Here is a 17605-nt window from a genome sequence, read left to right on the forward strand (position 1 = left end):
GATAGATGCTCAAGTCAACATGGGGTGGCGCCAGGCGCCTGGTGCGTGGCCTTTTCGCGGCCGGCCTGCTGGCCGCGGGAGGCGTGGCACTCGCGCAGCCGGGCGGAACGCCGATCCGCCTCCTGGTCGGTTTCCCGGCCGGCGGCGGCACCGACGCGATTGCCCGCATGTTGGGGGAAAAGCTCAAGGACGAACTCGGCGCACCCGTCGTGGTCGACAACCGCGCGGGCGCGGGCGGCCAGATCGCAGCCCAGGTGCTCAAGTCCTCGCCGGCCGACGGCAACACGCTGTTCCTGACGCACGACCACACGATCTCCATCCTGCCGCAGGTGGTGAAGAACCCGGGCTTCGATCCCGCGCATGACTTCGTGCCGGTCGCGGGCTTTGCGACCTTCGCCAACGCGCTCGCGGTCTCGGGCGGCACGCCGGCCAAGACAATGGGCGAATACGTGAACTGGGTGCGCACCCAGCGCGGCGGCAAGGACACGATCGGCGTGCCCGCGCCGGCGTCGATCCCCGAATTCCTCGTCAAGCTCATCGGCACCAAGTACAAGCTGGACCTGCAGGCCGCGCCGTACCGCGGCAGCGCGCCGATGATGTCCGACATGCTGGGCAACCAGATCTCGGCGGGCATCGGCTCCATCCCCGACTTCATCGAGAACCAGAAGGCCGGCAAGATCCGCGTGGTGGCGGTGATCGGCGCGAAGCGCCAGGCGGTGCTGCCGCAGGTGCCGACCTTCGAGGAACTGGGTCTTCCGGGGCTGGAGGACCTGCCCTACTACGGCGTCTTCGCGCCGGTGGGCACGCCGCAGGCGGCGATCGACCGCTTCAGCACGGCGCTGGCCAAGGTGCTCGCGATACCCGATGTGAAAGAGCGGCTGACGGCGATGGGCCTGACGGTCGGCTTCATGCCGCAAGGACAGTTTGCGGGCAGCGTGCGCAGCTACACACAGACCTGGGCACAGATCATCAAGGCCAGCGGCTTCCAACCGCAATAAGAATCGCCCTCTTCAGGCGTTGCTGGCCGTGATGCCCCAGCGTGCCAAGGCTGCGTCGTCGTCGACCCGGGCGTCGACCCAGCGGGCGCCCTCCGGGGTCTGTTCCTTCTTCCAGAACGGCGCCTGGGTCTTGAGGTAGTCCATCAGGAACTCGCAGGCCTGGAAGCTTTCGCCGCGATGGGCGGAGATGACGGCGACCATCATGATCTGGTCCTGCGGCTGCAGGAGGCCGACGCGGTGGACCACGCGCGCGCCGAGGATGTCGAAGCGACGATGCGCCTCGTCGATCATCGATTCGATCGCCTTCTCGGTCATGCCGGGATAGTGCTCGAGCTCCATCGATGCGATGTCGCTGCCGTCGTTGCGGTCGCGCACGGTGCCGATGAAGCTGCAGACCGCGCCGACACGCGGGTCGCCCGCGCGCAAGGCGGCGATCTCGCCTTGAAGGTCGAAGTCTTCTGTCTGGATCGAAACGCGCGCACCGGCCATCCCGGGATTGTGGCACTGCGATAGACTCGCGCGATGCCCTGCAACGCCCCGCAATCGCAATGCCTCCTTTCTTCCTTCGAAGAAACGGCCTGCGCGCGCCTGCAAGGCAAAGCCAAAAAAACCGAGCTCATCTGACCGGAGCTTCGGTTCCGTCGTCGGATGAGCGACGGAACCGCAAGGCCCAGGCTGCAGCCGGTTGTGTGCGCGCATTCGACGGTGGTTCCTCCATCGGTCGATTCCTGAAAGGAAATCCGCGTGCAAGACGCCCCACACCTCTCCCCCGACTTCTCCGGGCTCTGGATCCCGCTCATCACACCGTTTCGCGACGGTGCGGTGGATCATCCCGCCCTGGCCGGCCTGGTCGAACGGCTTGCCCCGACCGGCATCGCCGGCTTCGTCGTCTGCGGCTCGACCGGCGAGGCGGCCGCGCTCGATGAAGACGAGCAACTCGCGGTGCTGGACACGGTCGCGCGCGCCGCGCCCTCGATGCCGCGCATCATGGGGATTTCGGGCTATCACCTCGGCAAGACGCTCGCCTGGGTGGGGCGGCTCGGCGAACAGAACATCGCGGGGCTGCTGGTGCCGGCACCGAACTACATTCGTCCGTCGCAGAGCGGGATTCGGGACTGGTTCACTGCCATTGCCGATGCCAGCGCGGTGCCGATCGTGATCTACGACATCCCGTACCGCACCGGCGCCTCGATCGCGCGCGACACCCTGCTCTCGCTGGCCGCGCATCCCCGCATCCGCGCGATCAAGGACTGCGGCGGCGACATGGCCAAGACGCGCGCACTGATCGCGGGCGGCCGCCTCCAGGTGCTGGCGGGGGAAGACGCGCAGATGTTCGGCACCGCCCTGGAAGGCGGCGCCGGCGCGATCGCTGCCAGTGCGCATGTGCAGACCGCGCGTTTCGTCGACGTGCTGCGGCTTCTGGGCGAAGAAAGGCTGAAGGAGGCACGGGCGCTCTGGCAGCCGCTTTCGCCGCTCATCGAGGCACTCTTCGCCGACGCGAACCCCGGTCCGATCAAGGCGCTGCTCGCGCACGACGGGCTGATCGCCGATGAGCTGCGTCCGCCGATGACCCGCTCGCCGGCCAATCTGCTGGATCGCCTGCTCGCGATCCAGTCCGCGATCAGCCGCCGGTGACCGGCGGAAAGAAGGCCACCTCACTGCCTTCGCGGAGCAGGGCTTGCTCGTTGCTCATCACCTGATCGAGCGCCATTCGCACGGCCCGTCCTCGCGCCAGGACGCTGGCGTGCGGCTCGCCGCGCGCGATCAGTTCGTCGCGCAGTGCGCCGAGGTTCGGCGCCGAGGTGTCGATCGCCTCGGCCCCGGTGCCAAGCGCCTCGCGCACCGAGGCGAAGTAGCGGACGTTGATCTTCATGTTCAGGCCAAGAGCGACGAGAAGGGGATGAACTGGACCGTGTCGCCGGCCTTGAACGGCTGGCCGGCCGGCGTGTCGATGACCCCGTCGCCCCACACGGTCGATGTGAGAACACCGGAACTCTGGTTGGGAAACAGATCCAGCCCACCCGCCGCGTTGCGCCGCGCCCGCAGGAATTCGCGGCGGCGGTCCGCGCGCGGCCAGTCGAAGTCGGCGCGCATCGCCACCGGCTCGACCGCGACGCGCAGGGCGCCCTGCAGCGTGAGCAGGAACGGCCGCACCAGCAGCAGGAAGGTCAGGAAGCTCGACACCGGATTGCCCGGCAACCCTGTCAGGTGCGCGTCCCCGATGCGGCCGTAGGCAAATGGCTTGCCGGGCTTCATCGACAGCGACCAGAGTTCGAGGCTGCCCAGGTGCTGCACGGCGGCCTTGATGTGGTCTTCCTCGCCGACCGAGACACCACCCGTGGTGATGATCAGGTCGTTGTGCCGCGCCGCTTCGCGCAAGGCCTCGATGGTGGCCTCGCGGCGGTCCGGCACGATGCCGAGATCGTTGACCTCGCAACCGAAGCGCTCGAGAAGCGCGCGCATGAAGAAGCGGTTGGAGTTGTAGATGGAGCCCGGCTTCATCGCCTCGGGCGCCACTTCACCGGGCATCACGAGCTCGTCGCCGGTCGACAGGAGCGCGACGCGCGGACGCTTCGAGACCTGCAGCTTCGCCAAACCGACGCTGGCGGCCAGCCCCAGGCCCGCGGGCGTGAGCCGCTCGCCCTTCGACAGCACGATGTCGCCGGCGGCCACGTCCTCGCCGGCGCGGCGGATCCATTGGCCTTGCGCCGGCGCGATCTCGATGCGCACGCTGCCCAGGCTGCCTTCTTCCGGCAAGGCCTGCGTGTCCTCCTGCATCACCACCGCATCGGCGCCTTCGGGGATCTGCGCCCCGGTGAAGATGCGCGCCGCGGTGCCGGCCGCTAGCGGCGTGCCGACGGTGCCGGCCGGAATGCGCTGCGCCACGCGCAGCACGGCGCCCGCGGCCCTGCAATCGGCGGCGCGAACCGCGTAGCCGTCCATCGAGCTGTTGTCGCGCGGCGGCACCGTGAGGCCCGAGACCACGTCCTGCGCCAGCACCCGGCCATCGGCCTCGAAGGTAGAGACGCTTTCAGCTGCGAGCCGGGGCGAGGCCGCGGCAAGCAGCCGGGACAGCGCTTCGTCGAGCGCCATCAGCGGGGGACGCGGGGAAGTTTCAGCCATGGTGCTTCACCTTGTATTCGAATCGTTCGGCGTGCAGCAGGAGCCACTCGGCGATGCCATCGACGTCGTCGAGGTCAAAGATCGGCAGCCCGGTGGTCTGCGGCAGGCTCTGCGGCGTATTGGTGGCGATGCCGACGATGAAGCGGTCCTCCACGTAGCGAACCGGCCGCGGCTCATCGCCTTCGGCCGGCGCGCGCCACACCTCGAGCTTCAGCAGGTCGCTGTGCTTGAAGCCTTCGACCAGGACCCAGTCGGCGCCGGGATCGAGCTCCGCGATCAGGTCGTGCACGTCGAGCCGGGTCGGCTGTTCGAATTCGCGGATCAGCGCCAGGCGCTTGTCCGAGCCGACCACCACCTCGAAGGCACCCGCCTCGCGGTGCCGGTAGGTGTCCTTGCCCGGATGGTCGATGTCGAACTTGTGGTGCGCATGCTTGACCACCGAAACGCGCTGTCCCTTCCGCTTGAGCACGGGGATCAAGCGCTCGACGAGCGTCGTCTTTCCCGCGCCGGAAAAACCGGCGAATCCGATGACTTTCATGCGCCGCGCGATGTCAATCGCAGTGCTTGGCGATGTACGCCTTCACTGCCAGGGCATCGGCCGGCAGCTTGACGACCCGCTTGGGCAGGTCCTCGATGCCCCTGAACCGCGCGGGACGCTCCGGCTCGTGGCCCAGCGCCTCGACGATGGTTTCGGCGAACTTGATCGGCAGCGCGGTTTCGAGAACGATCATCGGCACGCCGGGCGCGAGATGCTCGCGCGCGACCTTGAGGCCGTCGGCCGTGTGCGTGTCGATCAGGGTCGCGAAGCGCTTGTCGGTGTCGCGGATCGTCGCCAGACGGTCGGCGTGCGTGCTGCGGCTGCTCGCGAAGCCGAACTGGCTGGCGGCCTTCGCGAACACCGGATCGCCGCCGAGATCGAAGCGGCCGGCGCGGCCCAGCTCGCCCTCGAACAATGCGCGCGTCTTCGCCGCGTCGCGACCCACGAGATCGAAGACGAAGCGCTCGAAGTTGCTGGCCTTCGAGATGTCCATCGAAGGGCTCGAGGTCTCGTGCGTATCGGCCGCCGAGCGCACGCGGTAGACGCCGGTGCGGAAGAACTCGTCGAGCACGTCGTTCTCGTTCGTCGCGACCACGAGCGTGCGGATCGGCAAGCCCATCATGCGCGCCACATGGCCCGCGCAGACGTTGCCGAAGTTGCCCGAGGGCACGGTGAAGCTGACCGGCTTGTCATTGCTTGCCGTGGCCTGGAAGTAGCCGGCGAAGTAGTAGACCACCTGCGCCAGCAGCCGTGCCCAGTTGATCGAGTTGACCGTGCCGATCTTGTACTTGCGCTTGAAGGCGAGGTCGTTCGACACCGCCTTGACGATGTCCTGGCAGTCGTCGAAGACGCCCGCGATGGCGATGTTGTGGATGTTCTCGTCCTTGAGGCTGAACATCTGCGCCTGCTGGAACGGGCTCATGCGGCCATCCGGCGAGGTCATGAAGACGCGCACGCCCTTCTTGCCGCGCATCGCGTATTCGGCCGCGCTGCCGGTGTCGCCGCTGGTCGCGCCGAGGATGTTGAGCTGTTCGCCGCGGCGGGCCAGTTCGTACTCGAACAGGTTGCCGAGCAGCTGCATCGCCATGTCCTTGAAGGCCAGCGTCGGACCGTTGGACAGGGCTTCGATGTAGACGCCGTCCTCGAGCTCGCGCAGCGGCACGATGTCGGGCGTGCCGAACACTTCCTCGGTGTAGGTCTTGGCGCAGATCGCTTTCAGGTCGGCCGGCGGAATGTCGTCGACATAGAGCGAGAGGATCTCGAAGGCCAGCTCGGCATATGGCAGCCCGCGCCACTTGGCAAGCAGGGCGGCATCGACCTTCGGATACTGCTCGGGCAGGTACAGGCCGCCATCGGGCGCGAGGCCTTCCAGGAGGATTTCGCAGAAGCGGCGACGTTCGGGGTGGCCGCGCGTGGACAGGTAGCGCATCAGGACACCTCTTCCTTGCGAAGCCGCACGATCGGGGCGAGCACGGTCGGCAGCGCCTGCACCCGGGCAAGCACCTCGTCGAGCGTGCCTTCGCGCGTGTCGTGCGTGAGGATGATGAGGTCGGTCTGCGTCGAGCCTTCGCCGCCCACTTCGTCGGCCTCGCGCTGCAGCACCGCGTCGATGCTGATGCCCGCGCCGGCGAGCAGGCCGGTGACCTTCGCCAGCACGCCCGCTTCGTCGGCCACGCGCATGCGCAGGTAGTAGCTCGTCACCACCTCCGACATCGGCAGGACCTTGAGGTCGCTCATCGCATCGGGGTGGAACGCGAGGTGCGGCACGCGATGCGCCGCGTCGGCCGTGTGCAGTCGCGTGATGTCGACCAGGTCGGCAATGACCGCACTGGCGGTCGGCTCGCTGCCCGCGCCCTTGCCGTAGTAGAGCGTCGTGCCGACGGCATCGCCGTTGACCACGACTGCGTTCATCGCGCCTTCGACGTTGGCCAGCAGGCGCTTCGAGGGCACCAGCGCCGGGTGCACGCGCAACTCGATGCCCTGCGCCATGCGCTTGGTCACGCCCAGCAGCTTGATGCGGTAACCGAGCTGTTCGGCGTACTTGATGTCCTGCGCGGTGAGCTTCGTGATGCCCTCGACGTGGGCCTTGTCGAACTGCACCGGGATGCCGAACGCGATCGCGCTCATGATCGTGACCTTGTGGGCCGCATCGACGCCCTCGATGTCGAAGGTCGGATCGGCTTCAGCGTAGCCGAGGCGCTGCGCTTCCTTGAGCACGGTCTCGAAGTCGAGGCCCTTGTCCCGCATCTCCGAGAGGATGAAGTTGGTGGTGCCGTTGATGATGCCGGCGATCCACTGGATGCTGTTGGCCGTGAGGCCCTCGCGCAGCGCCTTGATGATCGGGATTCCACCTGCGACCGCGGCTTCGAACGCGACCATGACGCCCTTGGCATGCGCGGCCGCGAAGATCTCGGTGCCGTGCACCGCGAGCAGCGCCTTGTTGGCGGTCACCACGTGCTTGCCGGCGGCGATCGCCTCGAGCACGAGCTGCTTCGCGATGCCGTAGCCACCGATGAGCTCGATCACGATGTCGATGTCGGGGTTGGCGATGACGGTACGCGCATCGTCGACCACCTTGACGGCGTCGCCGACCACCGCCCTGGCGCGCGTCGTGTCGAGGTCCGCGACCATCGTGATCTCGATGCCGCGGCCGGCGCGGCGCTTGATTTCTTCCTGATTGCGCTGGAGCACCTTGAAGGTGCCGCTACCGACAGTGCCGATGCCGAGCAGGCCAACTTGGATGGGTTTCATGGTTTCGTCTTGAATTCGGGGAATCGGGAAAGCTCAGGCGAGCCGGCTTCGATAGCGCTCGAGGAAGCCGGCGATACGGTCGATGGCCTCGCGCAGATCCTCCTCGTGGGGCAGGAAGACGATGCGGAAATGGTCCGGCGTCTTCCAGTTGAAGCCGGTGCCCTGGACCAGCATCACCTTGGTCTCCTTGAGCAGTTCGAGGAAGAACTGCCGGTCGTCCTCGATCGGATAGACCGCCGGATCGAGCTTCACGAACATGTACAGCGCCGCGCTGGGCTTGACGCAGCTCACGCCGGGAATCGCCGTGATGAGCTCGTAGGCCAGGTCGCGCTGGCGGCGCAGGCGCCCGCCAGGGGCGACGAGATCGTTGATGCTCTGGTAGCCGCCGAGCGCCGTCTGGATGGCCCATTGCCCGGGCACGTTGGCGCACAGCCGCATGTTCGAGAGCATGTTGAGCCCCTCGATGTAGTCGCGCGCCAGCTTCTTGTCGCCCGACACCACCAGCCAGCCGGAGCGGTAGCCGCATGAGCGGTAGCTCTTGGAGAGCGAGTTGAAGGTGAGCGTGAGCACGTCCTTGGACAGGCTCGCGATCGCGGTGTGCTTGACGCCGTCGTAGAGCACCTTGTCGTAGACCTCGTCCGCGAAGATCACGAGGCCATGCTCGCGCGCGATCGCGACGATGCCCTTCAGCAGCTCATCCGAATACAGCGCCCCCGTGGGGTTGTTGGGGTTGATGACGACGATGCCCTTGGTGCGCGGCGTGACCTTGGCGCGGATGTCGTCGAGGTTCGGCATCCAGCCGTTGTCCTCGTCGCAGAGATAGTGCACGGGCCTGCCGCCGGACAAGCTGGCGACCGCGGTCCACAGCGGATAGTCGGGCGCCGGCAGCAGCAGCTCGTCGCCGTCGTTGAGCAGTGCATTGGTCGCCATCGCGATCAGCTCGCTGGCACCATTGCCAAGATAGATGTCGTCGAGCGTGACGCCTGCGATCCCCTGTTTCTGCGTCTCGTGCATCACCGCCTTGCGCGCCGCGAAGATGCCCTTGCTGTCCGAATAGCCGGCCGAGGCGGGAAGGTTGCGGATCATGTCCTGCTGGACCTCTTCGGGCGCATCGAAGCCGAACACGGCGAGATTGCCGATGTTGAGCTTGATGATCTTCTGGCCCTCTTCCTCCATCTGCTTGGCGGCGTCCATGATCGGCCCCCGGATGTCGTAGAGCACGTTGGCCAGCTTCGTCGATTTCTTGAGCGGTTTCAATGTCCCTCCAAGGGGGTCTGCGCAGGGGAAAACCTATAATTTGACCACAGTTCCCAGCCCTTTCCGATGAAGCTCCAGCCCGACAAATCCGACGTTCAGACACTCACTGCGCACGGCCCGGGCTGGGTCGCCATCAACAACGAACGCGTCGATTCCAGCGTCGTCGTCGGCTCGCACGGCGAGCGCTTCGCCTGGGATTGCACCCGCTTCGAGGACCTGGGGCCGGAGCACTTCGCCCAGCTCGCCTCCCTGGGCGCCGAATTGATCATTTTCGGCAGCGGAAAGCGCATCCGGTTTCCGAAGCCGGCCTGGCTCCAGCCGCTCATGGCCGAGCGAACCGGCGTCGAGACGATGGACACGCCCGCGGCCTGCCGCACCTACAACATCCTCGCCAGCGAGGGGCGTCACGTGGTCGCCGCCCTCCTTATTGAGGAGGCCCCCAGCGGGCAGTAAGAGGCATTTCGAGGTAAAATCGCGGGTTGCAAACCGGCGGCCCGCCCTCATCTAGCAACGACCAATCCTCCATGAACTCGACGCGCTCGAGCATGGAATCAATCGGAGAAAACAAGTTTCATGGCGATCGTTGTCAACAAACCCATTCCCGAATTCGACGCCAACGCCACCGGTGGCCTGAAGGTCTCGAACACCTCGCATCTCGGCCAAGTCCTCGTGATGTATTTCTATCCCAAGGACAACACCCCTGGCTGCACCACCGAAGCCATGCAGTTCCGCGATCGCTACAAGGACTTCGAAAAGGCTGGCGCCACCGTATTCGGCGTGTCGCGCGACAACATGAAGTCGCATGACGAATTCAAGGCCAAGCTCGAACTCCCTTTCGAACTCATCGCGGACACCGAAGAAAAGATGTGCCACATGTTCGGCGTGGTCAAGAACAAGATCATGTACGGCAAGAAGGTCAAGGGCATCGAACGCAGCACCTTCCTGATCGGTGCGGATGGCGTGCTCAAGGCCGAGTGGCGCGGGCTCAAGGTGCCCGGCCATGTCGACGAGGTACTCAAAGCTGTCAAGGCGCTCAAGAAGGCGGCTTGATCGACCGAGTGTGAGGTTTTGCGCGGCCGCGTTGGCGGCGCGCAACGAACAGAGGTAGTGACACACGCGATGTGCATAATGGCCCCATGCCGTTGAGCTCCGCGACCGCATTCACCGAACAAAGCCGCCAGGTTCTTCAGGCGGCTTTTTCGTTTTCTGGCCCCTTCATTCTTGCGAGCGAACTGCCCCATGCCCCTGCCTCCCGCCCCCACGAAACGTGCCGCCATGCTCTCACCCAGCGCGCACGACGCGCCCGCCCGGCCTTCGCAGGGCCGAAGCGGCCGCCGCTCGACCGATCGGAAATCTGAAGAAGGCGGCACCACCGGGCCCCGGCCGCTCGAACTGTTCGATCGCCACGCCGCCGAAGCGGGTGGCAGCGTCGAGACCCTTCCCCCGCCCAGGGCGAAGGCCCCGCTCCCGGTCGCAAAAGCGCCCTCGCCCCTGCCATCGGAGGTGCGCGAGACTGCAGCCGCAGTCACGCGCCAGGCCCAGGCGCGCGCCAAACGCAGCAAGTCGAACGGGCCGGCCAAGCTTTTCGTGCTCGACACCAACGTGTTGCTGCACGACCCGGTGTGCCTGTTCCGCTTCGAGGAGCACGACATCTTCCTGCCGATGATCGTTCTGGAAGAGCTCGACGGGCACAAGAAGGGAACGACCGAAGTCGCCCGCAACGGTCGCCAGGCCAGCCGGACGCTCGATGCACTGGCCGCAGCACAGGGCGCGGACATCGGCAAGGGTCTGAAGCTGGATACCACCGGCCATCGTGAAGCCGGCGGCAAGCTGTTCTTCCAGACGGAGCCGCTCGAATACACCCTGCCGACCAGCCTGCCCCAAGGCAAGGCCGACAACCAGATCCTCGGCGTCGTCCAGGCGCTGCGCGACCTCAATTCGAAGGACGCGCCGGGACGCCCCAAGCGGGAAGTCGTGCTGGTGTCGAAGGACATCAACATGCGCGTCAAGGCGCGCGCGCTCGGCCTGCACGCCGACGACTACCAGAACGACAAGACGCTGGATGACGGCGACCTGCTCTACGCCGGCTCGCTCGCGCTGCCGGCCGACTTCTGGACCCGCCAGAGCAAGACCATCGAAAGCTGGCAGAGCGGCAGCAGCACCTTCTACCGCGTCAGCGGGCCGATCGTGCCCAACCTCTACATCAACCAGTTCATCTATTTCGAAGCGCCCGGCGAGCCGAGCATGTACGCGCGGGTGACCGAGATCCGCGACAAGACGGCGGTGCTCAAGACGCTGAAGGACTACGGCTCCATCAAGAACGCCGTCTGGGGCGTGAACACGCGAAACCGCGAACAGAATTTCGCGATGAACCTGCTGATGGATCCGGAGGTCGACTTCGTGACCCTGACCGGCACCGCCGGCACCGGCAAGACGCTGATGGCGCTCGCTTCCGGTCTGACGCAGGTCCTCGACGACCGCCGCTACACCGAGATCATCATGACCCGCGCCACCGTCAGCGTCGGCGAGGACATCGGCTTCCTCCCCGGCACCGAGGAGGAAAAGATGGGCCCGTGGATGGGCGCGCTCGACGACAACCTCGAGTTCCTCGCCAAGGGCGACGGCGGAGGCGCCGGCGAATGGGGCCGCGCGGCGACCAACGAACTCATCCGCAGCAAGATCAAGATCAAGAGCATGAACTTCATGCGCGGGCGGACCTTCCTCAACAAGTACGTGATCATCGACGAGGCGCAGAACCTCACGCCGAAGCAGATGAAGACGCTGGTGACGCGGGCCGGTCCGGGCACCAAGATCATCTGCATGGGCAACCTGGCGCAGATCGATACCCCCTACCTGACCGAGGGCTCCTCGGGCCTGACCTTCGCGGTCGACAAGTTCAAGGGCTGGCCGCACAGCGGCCACATCACGCTGGCGCGGGGCGAGCGCTCGCGCCTGGCCGACTTCGCCAGCGAAGTTCTTTAGCTCGCCCCCTGGTTGCCCGGCACTTCGTGTCCGGGCGCCCCCTAGCGGGGGCAACTCCTGCGGCCTGGCAAAGCCAGTTCCGCAGTGTTTCTCGAACGGGCCTGCGCTACGCGCAGCCGTCCATCCTCGCCCTGCTGAAGCCTGCTGACACTACGTTGTCAGCAGGCTGGGCGCAGCATGGAGGCTTCTCACAACGCACCGAGGAAGCACTCCATGGCCACCACCATCAACTGGTTCGAAATCCCCGTCGCCAACTTGGAACGGGCCCAAGCCTTCTACGAGAAGGTGCTCGGCCGCGCGCTGAAGCGCGAGGACCTGGGCGACGCCGCGATGGCGATCTTTCCCTATGACGAGCCGGCCACCGGCGGCTGCCTGATGGCCGGCGGCCCGCGCGCTGCCGCGGCCGGCAGCGGCGTGCGGATCTACCTCGACTGCATGCCGAGCATCGACGCCGCGTTGTCGCGCGTGACCGCGGCCGGTGGCCAGACCGTGACCCCGAAGACGGCGCTGCCGGCCGACATGGGCTTTTTTGCCGTGCTGCGCGATACCGAAGGCAACGAAGTCGGGCTGCACGCCCTGGCCTGACGCCATGAGTGCCACCACTCCACCCAGGAACTGGATCGCGGTCGCCAATGCGGAGCATGCCCGCCGCGGCCGCGACAATCCGGAGGGCGGCTTCATGCAGGTCGGCCACGGAAAGCTGGCGCCGCTCAAGCGCATCAAGGCCGGCGACCGCGTGGCCTACTACGCGCCGACCACCACCCTGGGCCGCGCCGACAGGCTGCAGAGCTTCGTGTCGATCGGCGTGGTGCACGGAGACCAGCCCTATGAGGCCGACATGGGCAATGGCTTCGTTCCGTGGCGGCGCGACGTCCGCTACGCCGCGGCCCGGGAGGTGCCGATCCTGCCGCTGATCGAACAGTTCGATTTCGTCGACGATCCGCGGCACTGGGGCGCGAAGTTCCGCTTCGGCCTGCACGAAGTCAACGACCACGATTTCGGCCTGATCGCCGCGGCCATGAAGGCCGATCGACAAGGCCTCGACCTTTGAATCCGATGACGGAGAACACCATGCAACCGCAACTCCGGCGCCTCGAAGCCTTCCGCGTCGCGGGGCTCACCGCGCGCACCACCAATCGCGACGAGAGCGATTCCCGGGCCGCCCGCATCGGCACTCTGTGGGATCGCTTCTTCGACGAGCGGGTCTACGAGAAAACGCCGCACCGGGTCGACGACATGCGGCTCTTCGGCGTCTACTCGGACTACGAGACCGACGCCCACGGGGCCTTCGACATCACGACCGGCGTGGCGGTCGCGGACGGCCCGGCCAGCGTGCGCATCGAGGGTGGCAACTACCTGGTCTTCAGCGCCAGGGGCGAGATGCCCCGGATGGTGATCGACCTCTGGGACACGATCTGGGCCTACTTCGAAGCGCATCCCGAGATCCGGCGCTGCTACCGCAGCGACTTCGAGGCCTACAGCGGGCCGAATGAGGTGGCGATCCACATCGGGGTCCTGTAGACGATCCTGGCAGCGTTAAGCTCCCCGGATGCGCCGCGCCGACCGCCTCTTCCAGATCGTCCAGATCATTCGCGGACGACGGCTCACGACTGCGGCCTTCCTCGCGCAACGCCTGGAGGTTTCCGAGCGGACCGTCTACCGCGACATCGCCGATCTTCAGCTCCAGGGCGTCCCGGTCGATGGCGAAGCCGGCGTGGGCTATCGCCTGGGTTCGGGCTTCGACCTTCCACCGCTCATGTTCACGCAGGACGAGGCCGCGGCACTGGTGGCGGCGGCGCGGCTTGCGCAGAGCTGGGTCGACGCCGCCATGGCGCGGGACATGGAATCCGCACTCGGAAAGATCCTGTCCGTGCTGCCGCCGGCGGCGCGCATGTCCGCCGAGAGCCTCGCGCTCTATGCGCCGGCCTACGTGCTCGACGATGGCACGCGCACACGCCTCAAGATCTTGCGGGAAGCGGTGCAATCTCGACACAAGGTGCGAATGGACTACCACGACGTTGTCAGCGCACCGACGCAGCGCACCGTGCGGCCACTCGGATGCTTCTACTGGGGAAAGGTCTGGACCTTTTCCGCCTGGTGCGAACTGCGGAAAGACTTTCGCGCCTTCAGGCTCGACCGCATCGACCAGATCGAGGTGCTGCCGGAGCGCTTTCGCGACGAGGCCGGCAAGACGCTGGCGGACATGCTCAGGCGCCTGCAGGCGAATTCGCAAAAAGCCAGGCCGGCGAATGAGAGCTAGAAGTCGTCGCCGCCCATGGCGAGATTCTCGAACTTGGTGAGCGGCTTCAGGAACGCCAGCTTGACCGTCCCGGTCGGCCCGTTCCGATGCTTGCTGATGATCACTTCCGCAACGCCAGGCTCCTTGCTGTCCTTGTTGTAGTAGTCGTCGCGGTAGATGAACATGATGAGGTCGGCGTCCTGCTCGATCGCGCCGGATTCGCGCAGATCGCTCATCATCGGGCGCTTGTCGGTACGGCTTTCGACGCCGCGGCTCAACTGCGACAGCGCGATCACCGGGCACTTGAGCTCCTTGGCCAGCATCTTCAGGCCGCGCGAGATTTCGCCCACGGCCGTGGCGCGGTTCTCGTCGGTCATGCTGCTCGACACGCTCATGAGCTGCAGGTAGTCGACCACGATCAGGCCCAGCTTGCCGTATTGCCGCGCAAGCCGCCTGGCATTGGCGCGCAGCTCGCTGGTGGTCAGGCCCGGTGTCTCGTCGATGTGCAGCGAAACATTGCGCAGCTTTTCGATGGCTTCGGTGAGCCGGGGCCACTCGTCGTCGGTGAGCTTGCCGGTTCGCAGGTGGCCCTGGTCGATGCGGCCGATCGAACCGACGATACGGACCGCCAGCTGCGACGCGCCCATTTCCATGGAGAACACAGCGACGGGCAGGCCCTCGTTGAGAGCCACGTGCTCGGCGATGTTGATGGCGAGCGAGGTCTTCCCCATCGACGGACGCGCTGCCAGCACGATCATGTCGCCCGGCTGCAGCCCCGAGGTCATCTTGTCGAACTCGTAGAAGCCCGTTCGCACGCCGGTGATGTCGTTCGGGTTCTCGGCCATCTCCGTCACGCGATCGAGCAGTTCGACCACCAGGGCATCCATGGCCTGGAAGCCCTGCTTCATGCGCGTGCCTTCTTCGCCGATGTTGAAGATCTTCTGTTCGGCCTCGTCCAGGATCTTGTCGACCGCCTTGCCCTGCGTGTTGAAGGCATTGGTCGCGATCTCATCGCTCGCGGCCACGAGCTTGCGCAGGATCGATCGCTCGCGGACGATCTCGGCGTAGCGCCGGATGTTGCTTGCGCTCGGCACATATTGGGCAAGCGAATTGAGGTAGCCGAGGCCGCCGACTTCCTCGGCCTTCCCGAGGTTCTGCAATTGCTCGTAGACCGTGATCACGTCGGCCGGCTTGCTGGCATTGATCAGCGTGCCGATGGCGGCGTAGATCAGCTTGTGCTCGTGACGGTAGAAGTCGCTGTCGACGACGACGTCACCCATCCGGTCCCACGCGCCGTTGTCCAGAAGAAGTCCGCCAAGGACGCTCGATTCAGCCTCGATCGAATGCGGTGGAATGCGCAGCTGCGCGATCTGGCGATCGTTCGAGGGGTCGTTATCGGCGTAGGAAAAGACGGCGGACATGGAGCTCCTTGCAACCCTGCATGCTAAGCCGCGCGACGGGCGGCGTCACGTGGACAAGGCTGTGAATATTCGGTGATCTTCCGGTGAACGAAGCGGGACAACACGGCCGCGCGAGAAAACAAAAGCCGCCCGAAGGCGGCTCGCTGGGACAAGGTCGCGCCAGCGACCTTGCTTGATCCTTGCCGACGGCTTAGGCGCTTTCGCCGTAGACCGTGACGTTGATTTCGACGACCACGTCGGTGTGCAGCGCAACGCTCACCGTGCTGTCGCCAACAACCTTGATTGGGCCGTTGGGCATGCGAACTTGCGACTTGGCGACCTTGTAGCCGAGCTTGTTCAGTTCGTCGGCAACGTCGTGGTTCGTCACCGAACCGAACAGACGGCCATCGACTCCGGCCTTTTGCGTCAGCTTGACGGCGGTGCCGGCGAGCTTTTCGGCCTGGGCTTGAGCTTCCGCCAGCTTGCCAGCAGCGGCCTTCTCGAGTTCGGCGCGCTTGGCTTCGAATTCGGCCTTGGCGGCTTCCGTTGCGCGACGAGCGCGGCCCGAAGGGATCAGGTAGTTGCGGGCGTAACCGTCCTTGACCTTGACGATCTCGCCGAGAACGCCGAGGTTGACGACCTTGTCCAGAAGAATGACTTGCATGGTGTCCGGCTCCTTAGACGCGGTGTTGGTCGCTGTAGGGCACCAGTGCGAGGAAGCGCGCACGCTTGATCGCGGTGTTCAGCTGACGCTGGTAGATGGCGCGCGTGCCGGTCAGGCGCGCGGGGATGATCTTGCCGTTTTCGCTGATGAAATCGCGCAGGGTGTCGACGTCCTTGTAGTCGATCTCCTCAACGCCGGCGACGGTGAAGCGGCAGAAGCGCTTGCGCTTGAACAGCAGCGACTGGGTGTTGCGCTTCGGACGCTTGTCCTTGTTGAATTTCTTGAACGTGGCCATTTGGTGGACCTCTTTCGAAAATTAATCTTGCTGAAAATCCTGGATGTGCAGAACCGGATGCTTGCCGTTCCCCGGAGTGGCGAGGAAGCCCTGAAATCGCCAGAGGCTCCCCAGTGCCTGCCTTGCCAGCCGCTCTGCGACCGCACCGAACGCCACGGCCTTGATGGCCGCCTTCACCTGCCTTGATTGGCCTGCTTCGACGATCGTGGACTCATGTTCGAGTCGGGCGTCGACTGCAGGCAGGCCGGCGGGCGTGAAACGCAGGGCTCCGAGTTCGGCGACGCAGGCAGTCAGCACGAGCTGATTGACTGCGACGGCACTCACACCATCAGTTGTTGCTGGCAGCGTACTCGGCCTGCTGGGCCTTGCGAGCCTCTTCGCGCTCGACCGTCTTCATCATCGACGAAGGGCCGGTCTCGGCCTTCTTCTTGACCACGGTCAGGTGGCGCAGAACGGCGTCGTTGAACTTGAACGCATGCTCGAGTTCGGCCATCACGGCTTGCTCGGCTTCGATGTTCACGCACAGGTAGTGCGCCTTGTTGAGCTTGTTGATCTGGTAGGCCAGTTGACGGCGACCCCAGTCTTCGACGCGGTGGATCTTGCCGCCGCCGGCGGTGATCATGCCCTTGTAGCGCTCCAGCATGGCCGGAACTTGCTCGCTTTGATCCGGGTGGATCAGCAAAATGATTTCGTAGTGACGCATGGCACTCCTTGTGGATCTTCCGTAGAAGGGATAAAGCCACCTGCAGCGTCAGTTGCAGTGTGGCAAGGCAAAGCCGGAAATTATAGCAGAGAGAGAGATATACGCTCAGTCACCGACGAGGGCGCGCTCCAGTGCGGCTGCCTTGTCGGGACCGACAGCGGACTGGATTTTCGGAAGCAGCTCGTGGAGTTGCTCGAAGGTCGACGTCCCCTCGACGGCCAGGTTGAGCCTGAATCCGCGCAGGCCGAGACTTGCCGTGAGTTGCGTCGCGATGGGATAGGCGTCCTTGTAACGCTGCTGCGATGAACGGCCGGACGGCGGCTGGGTTGCGGCCACTGGCGTCGGATGAGAAGCAGGAGCGTCGGGGCGCGCCGGACTCGATGCAGGCAGCTCCGAAACGATCGGCTCCAGCAGTCCAAGCTCCACAAGCTGATCGATGTCCTCGGGGACGATGCCCATTCCCGACTCGATCACCTCGTTCACCGAGCGACGACCGTCGAAAAGGATGAATGCAGACCGCTGGCGCGGCGTGAGCCGCACCGACCGGTCCTTGAGCACCCGGTGCCCGGTTTCTGTCTTGATAAGAATCATGCTGTCCTCGACGCCAGACGGGGGAGCACCCCTTTGGAATCAGAAGTTTGACACCAAAGATGCA

At 65.5% G+C, this 17605-nt stretch carries 22 protein-coding genes; 9 read left to right on the forward strand and 13 right to left on the reverse strand.

Translation table 11 applies throughout. The features are described 5' to 3' along the window. The first annotated feature begins 5 nt into the window (after nt 1-5). Nucleotides 6-998: a Bug family tripartite tricarboxylate transporter substrate binding protein gene (locus tag VAR608DRAFT_RS31310; protein WP_088957614.1), complete on the forward strand. Its 993-nt coding sequence runs from the start codon at nt 6-8 to the stop codon at nt 996-998. A gap of 12 nt (nt 999-1010) precedes the next feature. On the opposite strand, the gene VAR608DRAFT_RS31315 is transcribed toward VAR608DRAFT_RS31310, so the two are convergent. Further along, nucleotides 1011-1487 (reverse strand): molybdenum cofactor biosynthesis protein MoaE, encoded by a 477-nt coding sequence (locus VAR608DRAFT_RS31315; RefSeq protein ID WP_088957615.1) that lies wholly within the window; start codon nt 1485-1487, stop codon nt 1011-1013. Nucleotides 1488-1742: 255 nt separating this feature from the next. On the opposite strand from VAR608DRAFT_RS31315, the gene dapA reads away from it, so the two are divergent. Beyond that, nucleotides 1743-2633 (forward strand): 4-hydroxy-tetrahydrodipicolinate synthase, encoded by an 891-nt coding sequence (dapA, locus tag VAR608DRAFT_RS31320; RefSeq protein WP_172843926.1) that lies wholly within the window; start codon nt 1743-1745, stop codon nt 2631-2633. Here dapA and moaD read toward each other — a convergent pair. Genes moaD through VAR608DRAFT_RS31350 form a run of 6 tightly spaced genes read right to left on the reverse strand, consistent with a single transcriptional unit; the run spans nt 2620 to nt 8667 of the window. Next, complete coding sequence (moaD, locus tag VAR608DRAFT_RS31325) at nt 2620-2871, reverse strand: molybdopterin converting factor subunit 1 (protein WP_088957616.1); 252 nt, start codon at nt 2869-2871, stop codon at nt 2620-2622. The genes dapA and moaD overlap by 14 nt on opposite strands. A 2-nt stretch (nt 2872-2873) precedes the next feature. Next, the gene (locus tag VAR608DRAFT_RS31330; protein ID WP_231973026.1) at nt 2874-4121 is read right to left on the reverse strand and encodes a molybdopterin molybdotransferase MoeA; all 1248 of its coding nucleotides are present in this window, start codon (nt 4119-4121) and stop codon (nt 2874-2876) included. Further along, complete coding sequence (mobB, locus tag VAR608DRAFT_RS31335) at nt 4114-4659, reverse strand: molybdopterin-guanine dinucleotide biosynthesis protein B (protein WP_088957618.1); 546 nt, start codon at nt 4657-4659, stop codon at nt 4114-4116. The genes VAR608DRAFT_RS31330 and mobB overlap by 8 nt, the downstream gene beginning before the upstream one ends. Nucleotides 4660-4672: 13 nt before the next feature. After that, nucleotides 4673-6088: a threonine synthase gene (gene thrC / locus VAR608DRAFT_RS31340; protein WP_088957619.1), complete on the reverse strand. Its 1416-nt coding sequence runs from the start codon at nt 6086-6088 to the stop codon at nt 4673-4675. Beyond that, on the reverse strand, nt 6088-7410 hold the full coding sequence (locus VAR608DRAFT_RS31345) for a homoserine dehydrogenase (protein WP_088957620.1): 1323 nt from the start codon (nt 7408-7410) through the stop codon (nt 6088-6090). Before VAR608DRAFT_RS31345 ends, thrC begins: the two co-directional genes overlap by 1 nt. A 33-nt stretch (nt 7411-7443) precedes the next feature. Further along, complete coding sequence (locus VAR608DRAFT_RS31350; RefSeq protein ID WP_088957621.1) at nt 7444-8667, reverse strand: pyridoxal phosphate-dependent aminotransferase; 1224 nt, start codon at nt 8665-8667, stop codon at nt 7444-7446. Nucleotides 8668-8733: 66 nt separating this feature from the next. Between VAR608DRAFT_RS31350 and VAR608DRAFT_RS31355 the strand changes: the two genes are divergently transcribed. The 7 genes from VAR608DRAFT_RS31355 (at nt 8734) to VAR608DRAFT_RS31385 (ending at nt 13909) form a co-directional block, all read left to right on the forward strand. Then, nucleotides 8734-9120 carry an Mth938-like domain-containing protein gene (locus tag VAR608DRAFT_RS31355; RefSeq protein ID WP_088957622.1) on the forward strand — a complete coding sequence of 129 codons (387 nt, stop codon included), beginning with the start codon at nt 8734-8736 and terminating at the stop codon, nt 9118-9120. Between the two features lie 120 nt (nt 9121-9240). Next, nucleotides 9241-9717 (forward strand): peroxiredoxin, encoded by a 477-nt coding sequence (locus VAR608DRAFT_RS31360; RefSeq protein ID WP_088957623.1) that lies wholly within the window; start codon nt 9241-9243, stop codon nt 9715-9717. Nucleotides 9718-9906: 189 nt separating this feature from the next. Beyond that, nucleotides 9907-11649: a PhoH family protein gene (locus VAR608DRAFT_RS31365; protein ID WP_088957624.1), complete on the forward strand. Its 1743-nt coding sequence runs from the start codon at nt 9907-9909 to the stop codon at nt 11647-11649. A gap of 213 nt (nt 11650-11862) precedes the next feature. Further along, the gene (locus VAR608DRAFT_RS31370; protein WP_088957625.1) at nt 11863-12234 is read left to right on the forward strand and encodes a VOC family protein; all 372 of its coding nucleotides are present in this window, start codon (nt 11863-11865) and stop codon (nt 12232-12234) included. Nucleotides 12235-12238: 4 nt separating this feature from the next. After that, entirely contained in the window at nt 12239-12700 is a 462-nt protein-coding gene (locus tag VAR608DRAFT_RS31375; RefSeq protein WP_088957626.1) for an EVE domain-containing protein, read from the forward strand. Between the two features lie 20 nt (nt 12701-12720). Continuing rightward, nucleotides 12721-13170, forward strand: coding sequence for a GyrI-like domain-containing protein (locus tag VAR608DRAFT_RS31380; protein ID WP_172843927.1), 450 nt, complete (start codon nt 12721-12723; stop codon nt 13168-13170). Nucleotides 13171-13198: 28 nt separating this feature from the next. After that, nucleotides 13199-13909 (forward strand): helix-turn-helix transcriptional regulator, encoded by a 711-nt coding sequence (locus VAR608DRAFT_RS31385; RefSeq protein ID WP_088957628.1) that lies wholly within the window; start codon nt 13199-13201, stop codon nt 13907-13909. Here VAR608DRAFT_RS31385 and dnaB read toward each other — a convergent pair. The 6 genes from dnaB to VAR608DRAFT_RS31415 all read right to left on the reverse strand — a co-directional run bounded on the left by dnaB (nt 13906) and on the right by VAR608DRAFT_RS31415 (nt 17541). Further along, on the reverse strand, nt 13906-15309 hold the full coding sequence (dnaB, locus tag VAR608DRAFT_RS31390) for a replicative DNA helicase (RefSeq protein ID WP_088957629.1): 1404 nt from the start codon (nt 15307-15309) through the stop codon (nt 13906-13908). The two genes, VAR608DRAFT_RS31385 and dnaB, sit on opposite strands and share 4 nt — an antisense overlap. Nucleotides 15310-15499: 190 nt before the next feature. Then, nucleotides 15500-15952, reverse strand: a complete 453-nt coding sequence (rplI, locus tag VAR608DRAFT_RS31395; protein ID WP_088957630.1) for a 50S ribosomal protein L9 — start codon at nt 15950-15952, stop codon at nt 15500-15502. A 13-nt stretch (nt 15953-15965) separates the two neighbouring features. Further along, nucleotides 15966-16247: a 30S ribosomal protein S18 gene (rpsR, locus tag VAR608DRAFT_RS31400; RefSeq protein WP_019655919.1), complete on the reverse strand. Its 282-nt coding sequence runs from the start codon at nt 16245-16247 to the stop codon at nt 15966-15968. 21 nt (nt 16248-16268) lie between these two features. Continuing rightward, nucleotides 16269-16571 carry a primosomal replication protein N gene (priB, locus tag VAR608DRAFT_RS31405; protein WP_231973027.1) on the reverse strand — a complete coding sequence of 101 codons (303 nt, stop codon included), beginning with the start codon at nt 16569-16571 and terminating at the stop codon, nt 16269-16271. 4 nt (nt 16572-16575) lie between these two features. After that, on the reverse strand, nt 16576-16950 hold the full coding sequence (gene rpsF / locus VAR608DRAFT_RS31410; protein ID WP_088957631.1) for a 30S ribosomal protein S6: 375 nt from the start codon (nt 16948-16950) through the stop codon (nt 16576-16578). A 105-nt stretch (nt 16951-17055) separates the two neighbouring features. Next, nucleotides 17056-17541, reverse strand: a complete 486-nt coding sequence (locus tag VAR608DRAFT_RS31415) for a hypothetical protein (RefSeq protein WP_088957632.1) — start codon at nt 17539-17541, stop codon at nt 17056-17058. Nucleotides 17542-17605 lie beyond the last annotated feature (64 nt).

Source organism: Variovorax sp. HW608, from assembly GCF_900090195.1.
GTDB lineage: Bacteria > Pseudomonadota > Gammaproteobacteria > Burkholderiales > Burkholderiaceae_C > Variovorax.

What these genes read in the sequence shown, in the direction of transcription:
- VAR608DRAFT_RS31345 (WP_088957620.1), bottom strand. Translation starts at nt 7,410, where the DNA reads ATGAAACCCATCCAAGTTGGCCTGCTCGGCATCGGCACTGTCGGTAGC.
- VAR608DRAFT_RS31355 (WP_088957622.1), top strand. Translation starts at nt 8,734, where the DNA reads ATGAAGCTCCAGCCCGACAAATCCGACGTTCAGACACTCACTGCGCAC.
- VAR608DRAFT_RS31310 (WP_088957614.1), top strand. Translation starts at nt 6, where the DNA reads ATGCTCAAGTCAACATGGGGTGGCGCCAGGCGCCTGGTGCGTGGCCTT.
- thrC (WP_088957619.1), bottom strand. Translation starts at nt 6,088, where the DNA reads ATGCGCTACCTGTCCACGCGCGGCCACCCCGAACGTCGCCGCTTCTGC.
- VAR608DRAFT_RS31365 (WP_088957624.1), top strand. Translation starts at nt 9,907, where the DNA reads ATGCCCCTGCCTCCCGCCCCCACGAAACGTGCCGCCATGCTCTCACCC.
- VAR608DRAFT_RS31375 (WP_088957626.1), top strand. Translation starts at nt 12,239, where the DNA reads ATGAGTGCCACCACTCCACCCAGGAACTGGATCGCGGTCGCCAATGCG.
- VAR608DRAFT_RS31370 (WP_088957625.1), top strand. Translation starts at nt 11,863, where the DNA reads ATGGCCACCACCATCAACTGGTTCGAAATCCCCGTCGCCAACTTGGAA.
- mobB (WP_088957618.1), bottom strand. Translation starts at nt 4,659, where the DNA reads ATGAAAGTCATCGGATTCGCCGGTTTTTCCGGCGCGGGAAAGACGACG.
- rplI (WP_088957630.1), bottom strand. Translation starts at nt 15,952, where the DNA reads ATGCAAGTCATTCTTCTGGACAAGGTCGTCAACCTCGGCGTTCTCGGC.
- VAR608DRAFT_RS31415 (WP_088957632.1), bottom strand. Translation starts at nt 17,541, where the DNA reads ATGATTCTTATCAAGACAGAAACCGGGCACCGGGTGCTCAAGGACCGG.
- rpsF (WP_088957631.1), bottom strand. Translation starts at nt 16,950, where the DNA reads ATGCGTCACTACGAAATCATTTTGCTGATCCACCCGGATCAAAGCGAG.
- VAR608DRAFT_RS31315 (WP_088957615.1), bottom strand. Translation starts at nt 1,487, where the DNA reads ATGGCCGGTGCGCGCGTTTCGATCCAGACAGAAGACTTCGACCTTCAA.
- VAR608DRAFT_RS31330 (WP_231973026.1), bottom strand. Translation starts at nt 4,121, where the DNA reads ATGGCTGAAACTTCCCCGCGTCCCCCGCTGATGGCGCTCGACGAAGCG.
- dnaB (WP_088957629.1), bottom strand. Translation starts at nt 15,309, where the DNA reads ATGTCCGCCGTCTTTTCCTACGCCGATAACGACCCCTCGAACGATCGC.
- rpsR (WP_019655919.1), bottom strand. Translation starts at nt 16,247, where the DNA reads ATGGCCACGTTCAAGAAATTCAACAAGGACAAGCGTCCGAAGCGCAAC.
- moaD (WP_088957616.1), bottom strand. Translation starts at nt 2,871, where the DNA reads ATGAAGATCAACGTCCGCTACTTCGCCTCGGTGCGCGAGGCGCTTGGC.
- VAR608DRAFT_RS31380 (WP_172843927.1), top strand. Translation starts at nt 12,721, where the DNA reads ATGCAACCGCAACTCCGGCGCCTCGAAGCCTTCCGCGTCGCGGGGCTC.
- VAR608DRAFT_RS31385 (WP_088957628.1), top strand. Translation starts at nt 13,199, where the DNA reads ATGCGCCGCGCCGACCGCCTCTTCCAGATCGTCCAGATCATTCGCGGA.
- VAR608DRAFT_RS31360 (WP_088957623.1), top strand. Translation starts at nt 9,241, where the DNA reads ATGGCGATCGTTGTCAACAAACCCATTCCCGAATTCGACGCCAACGCC.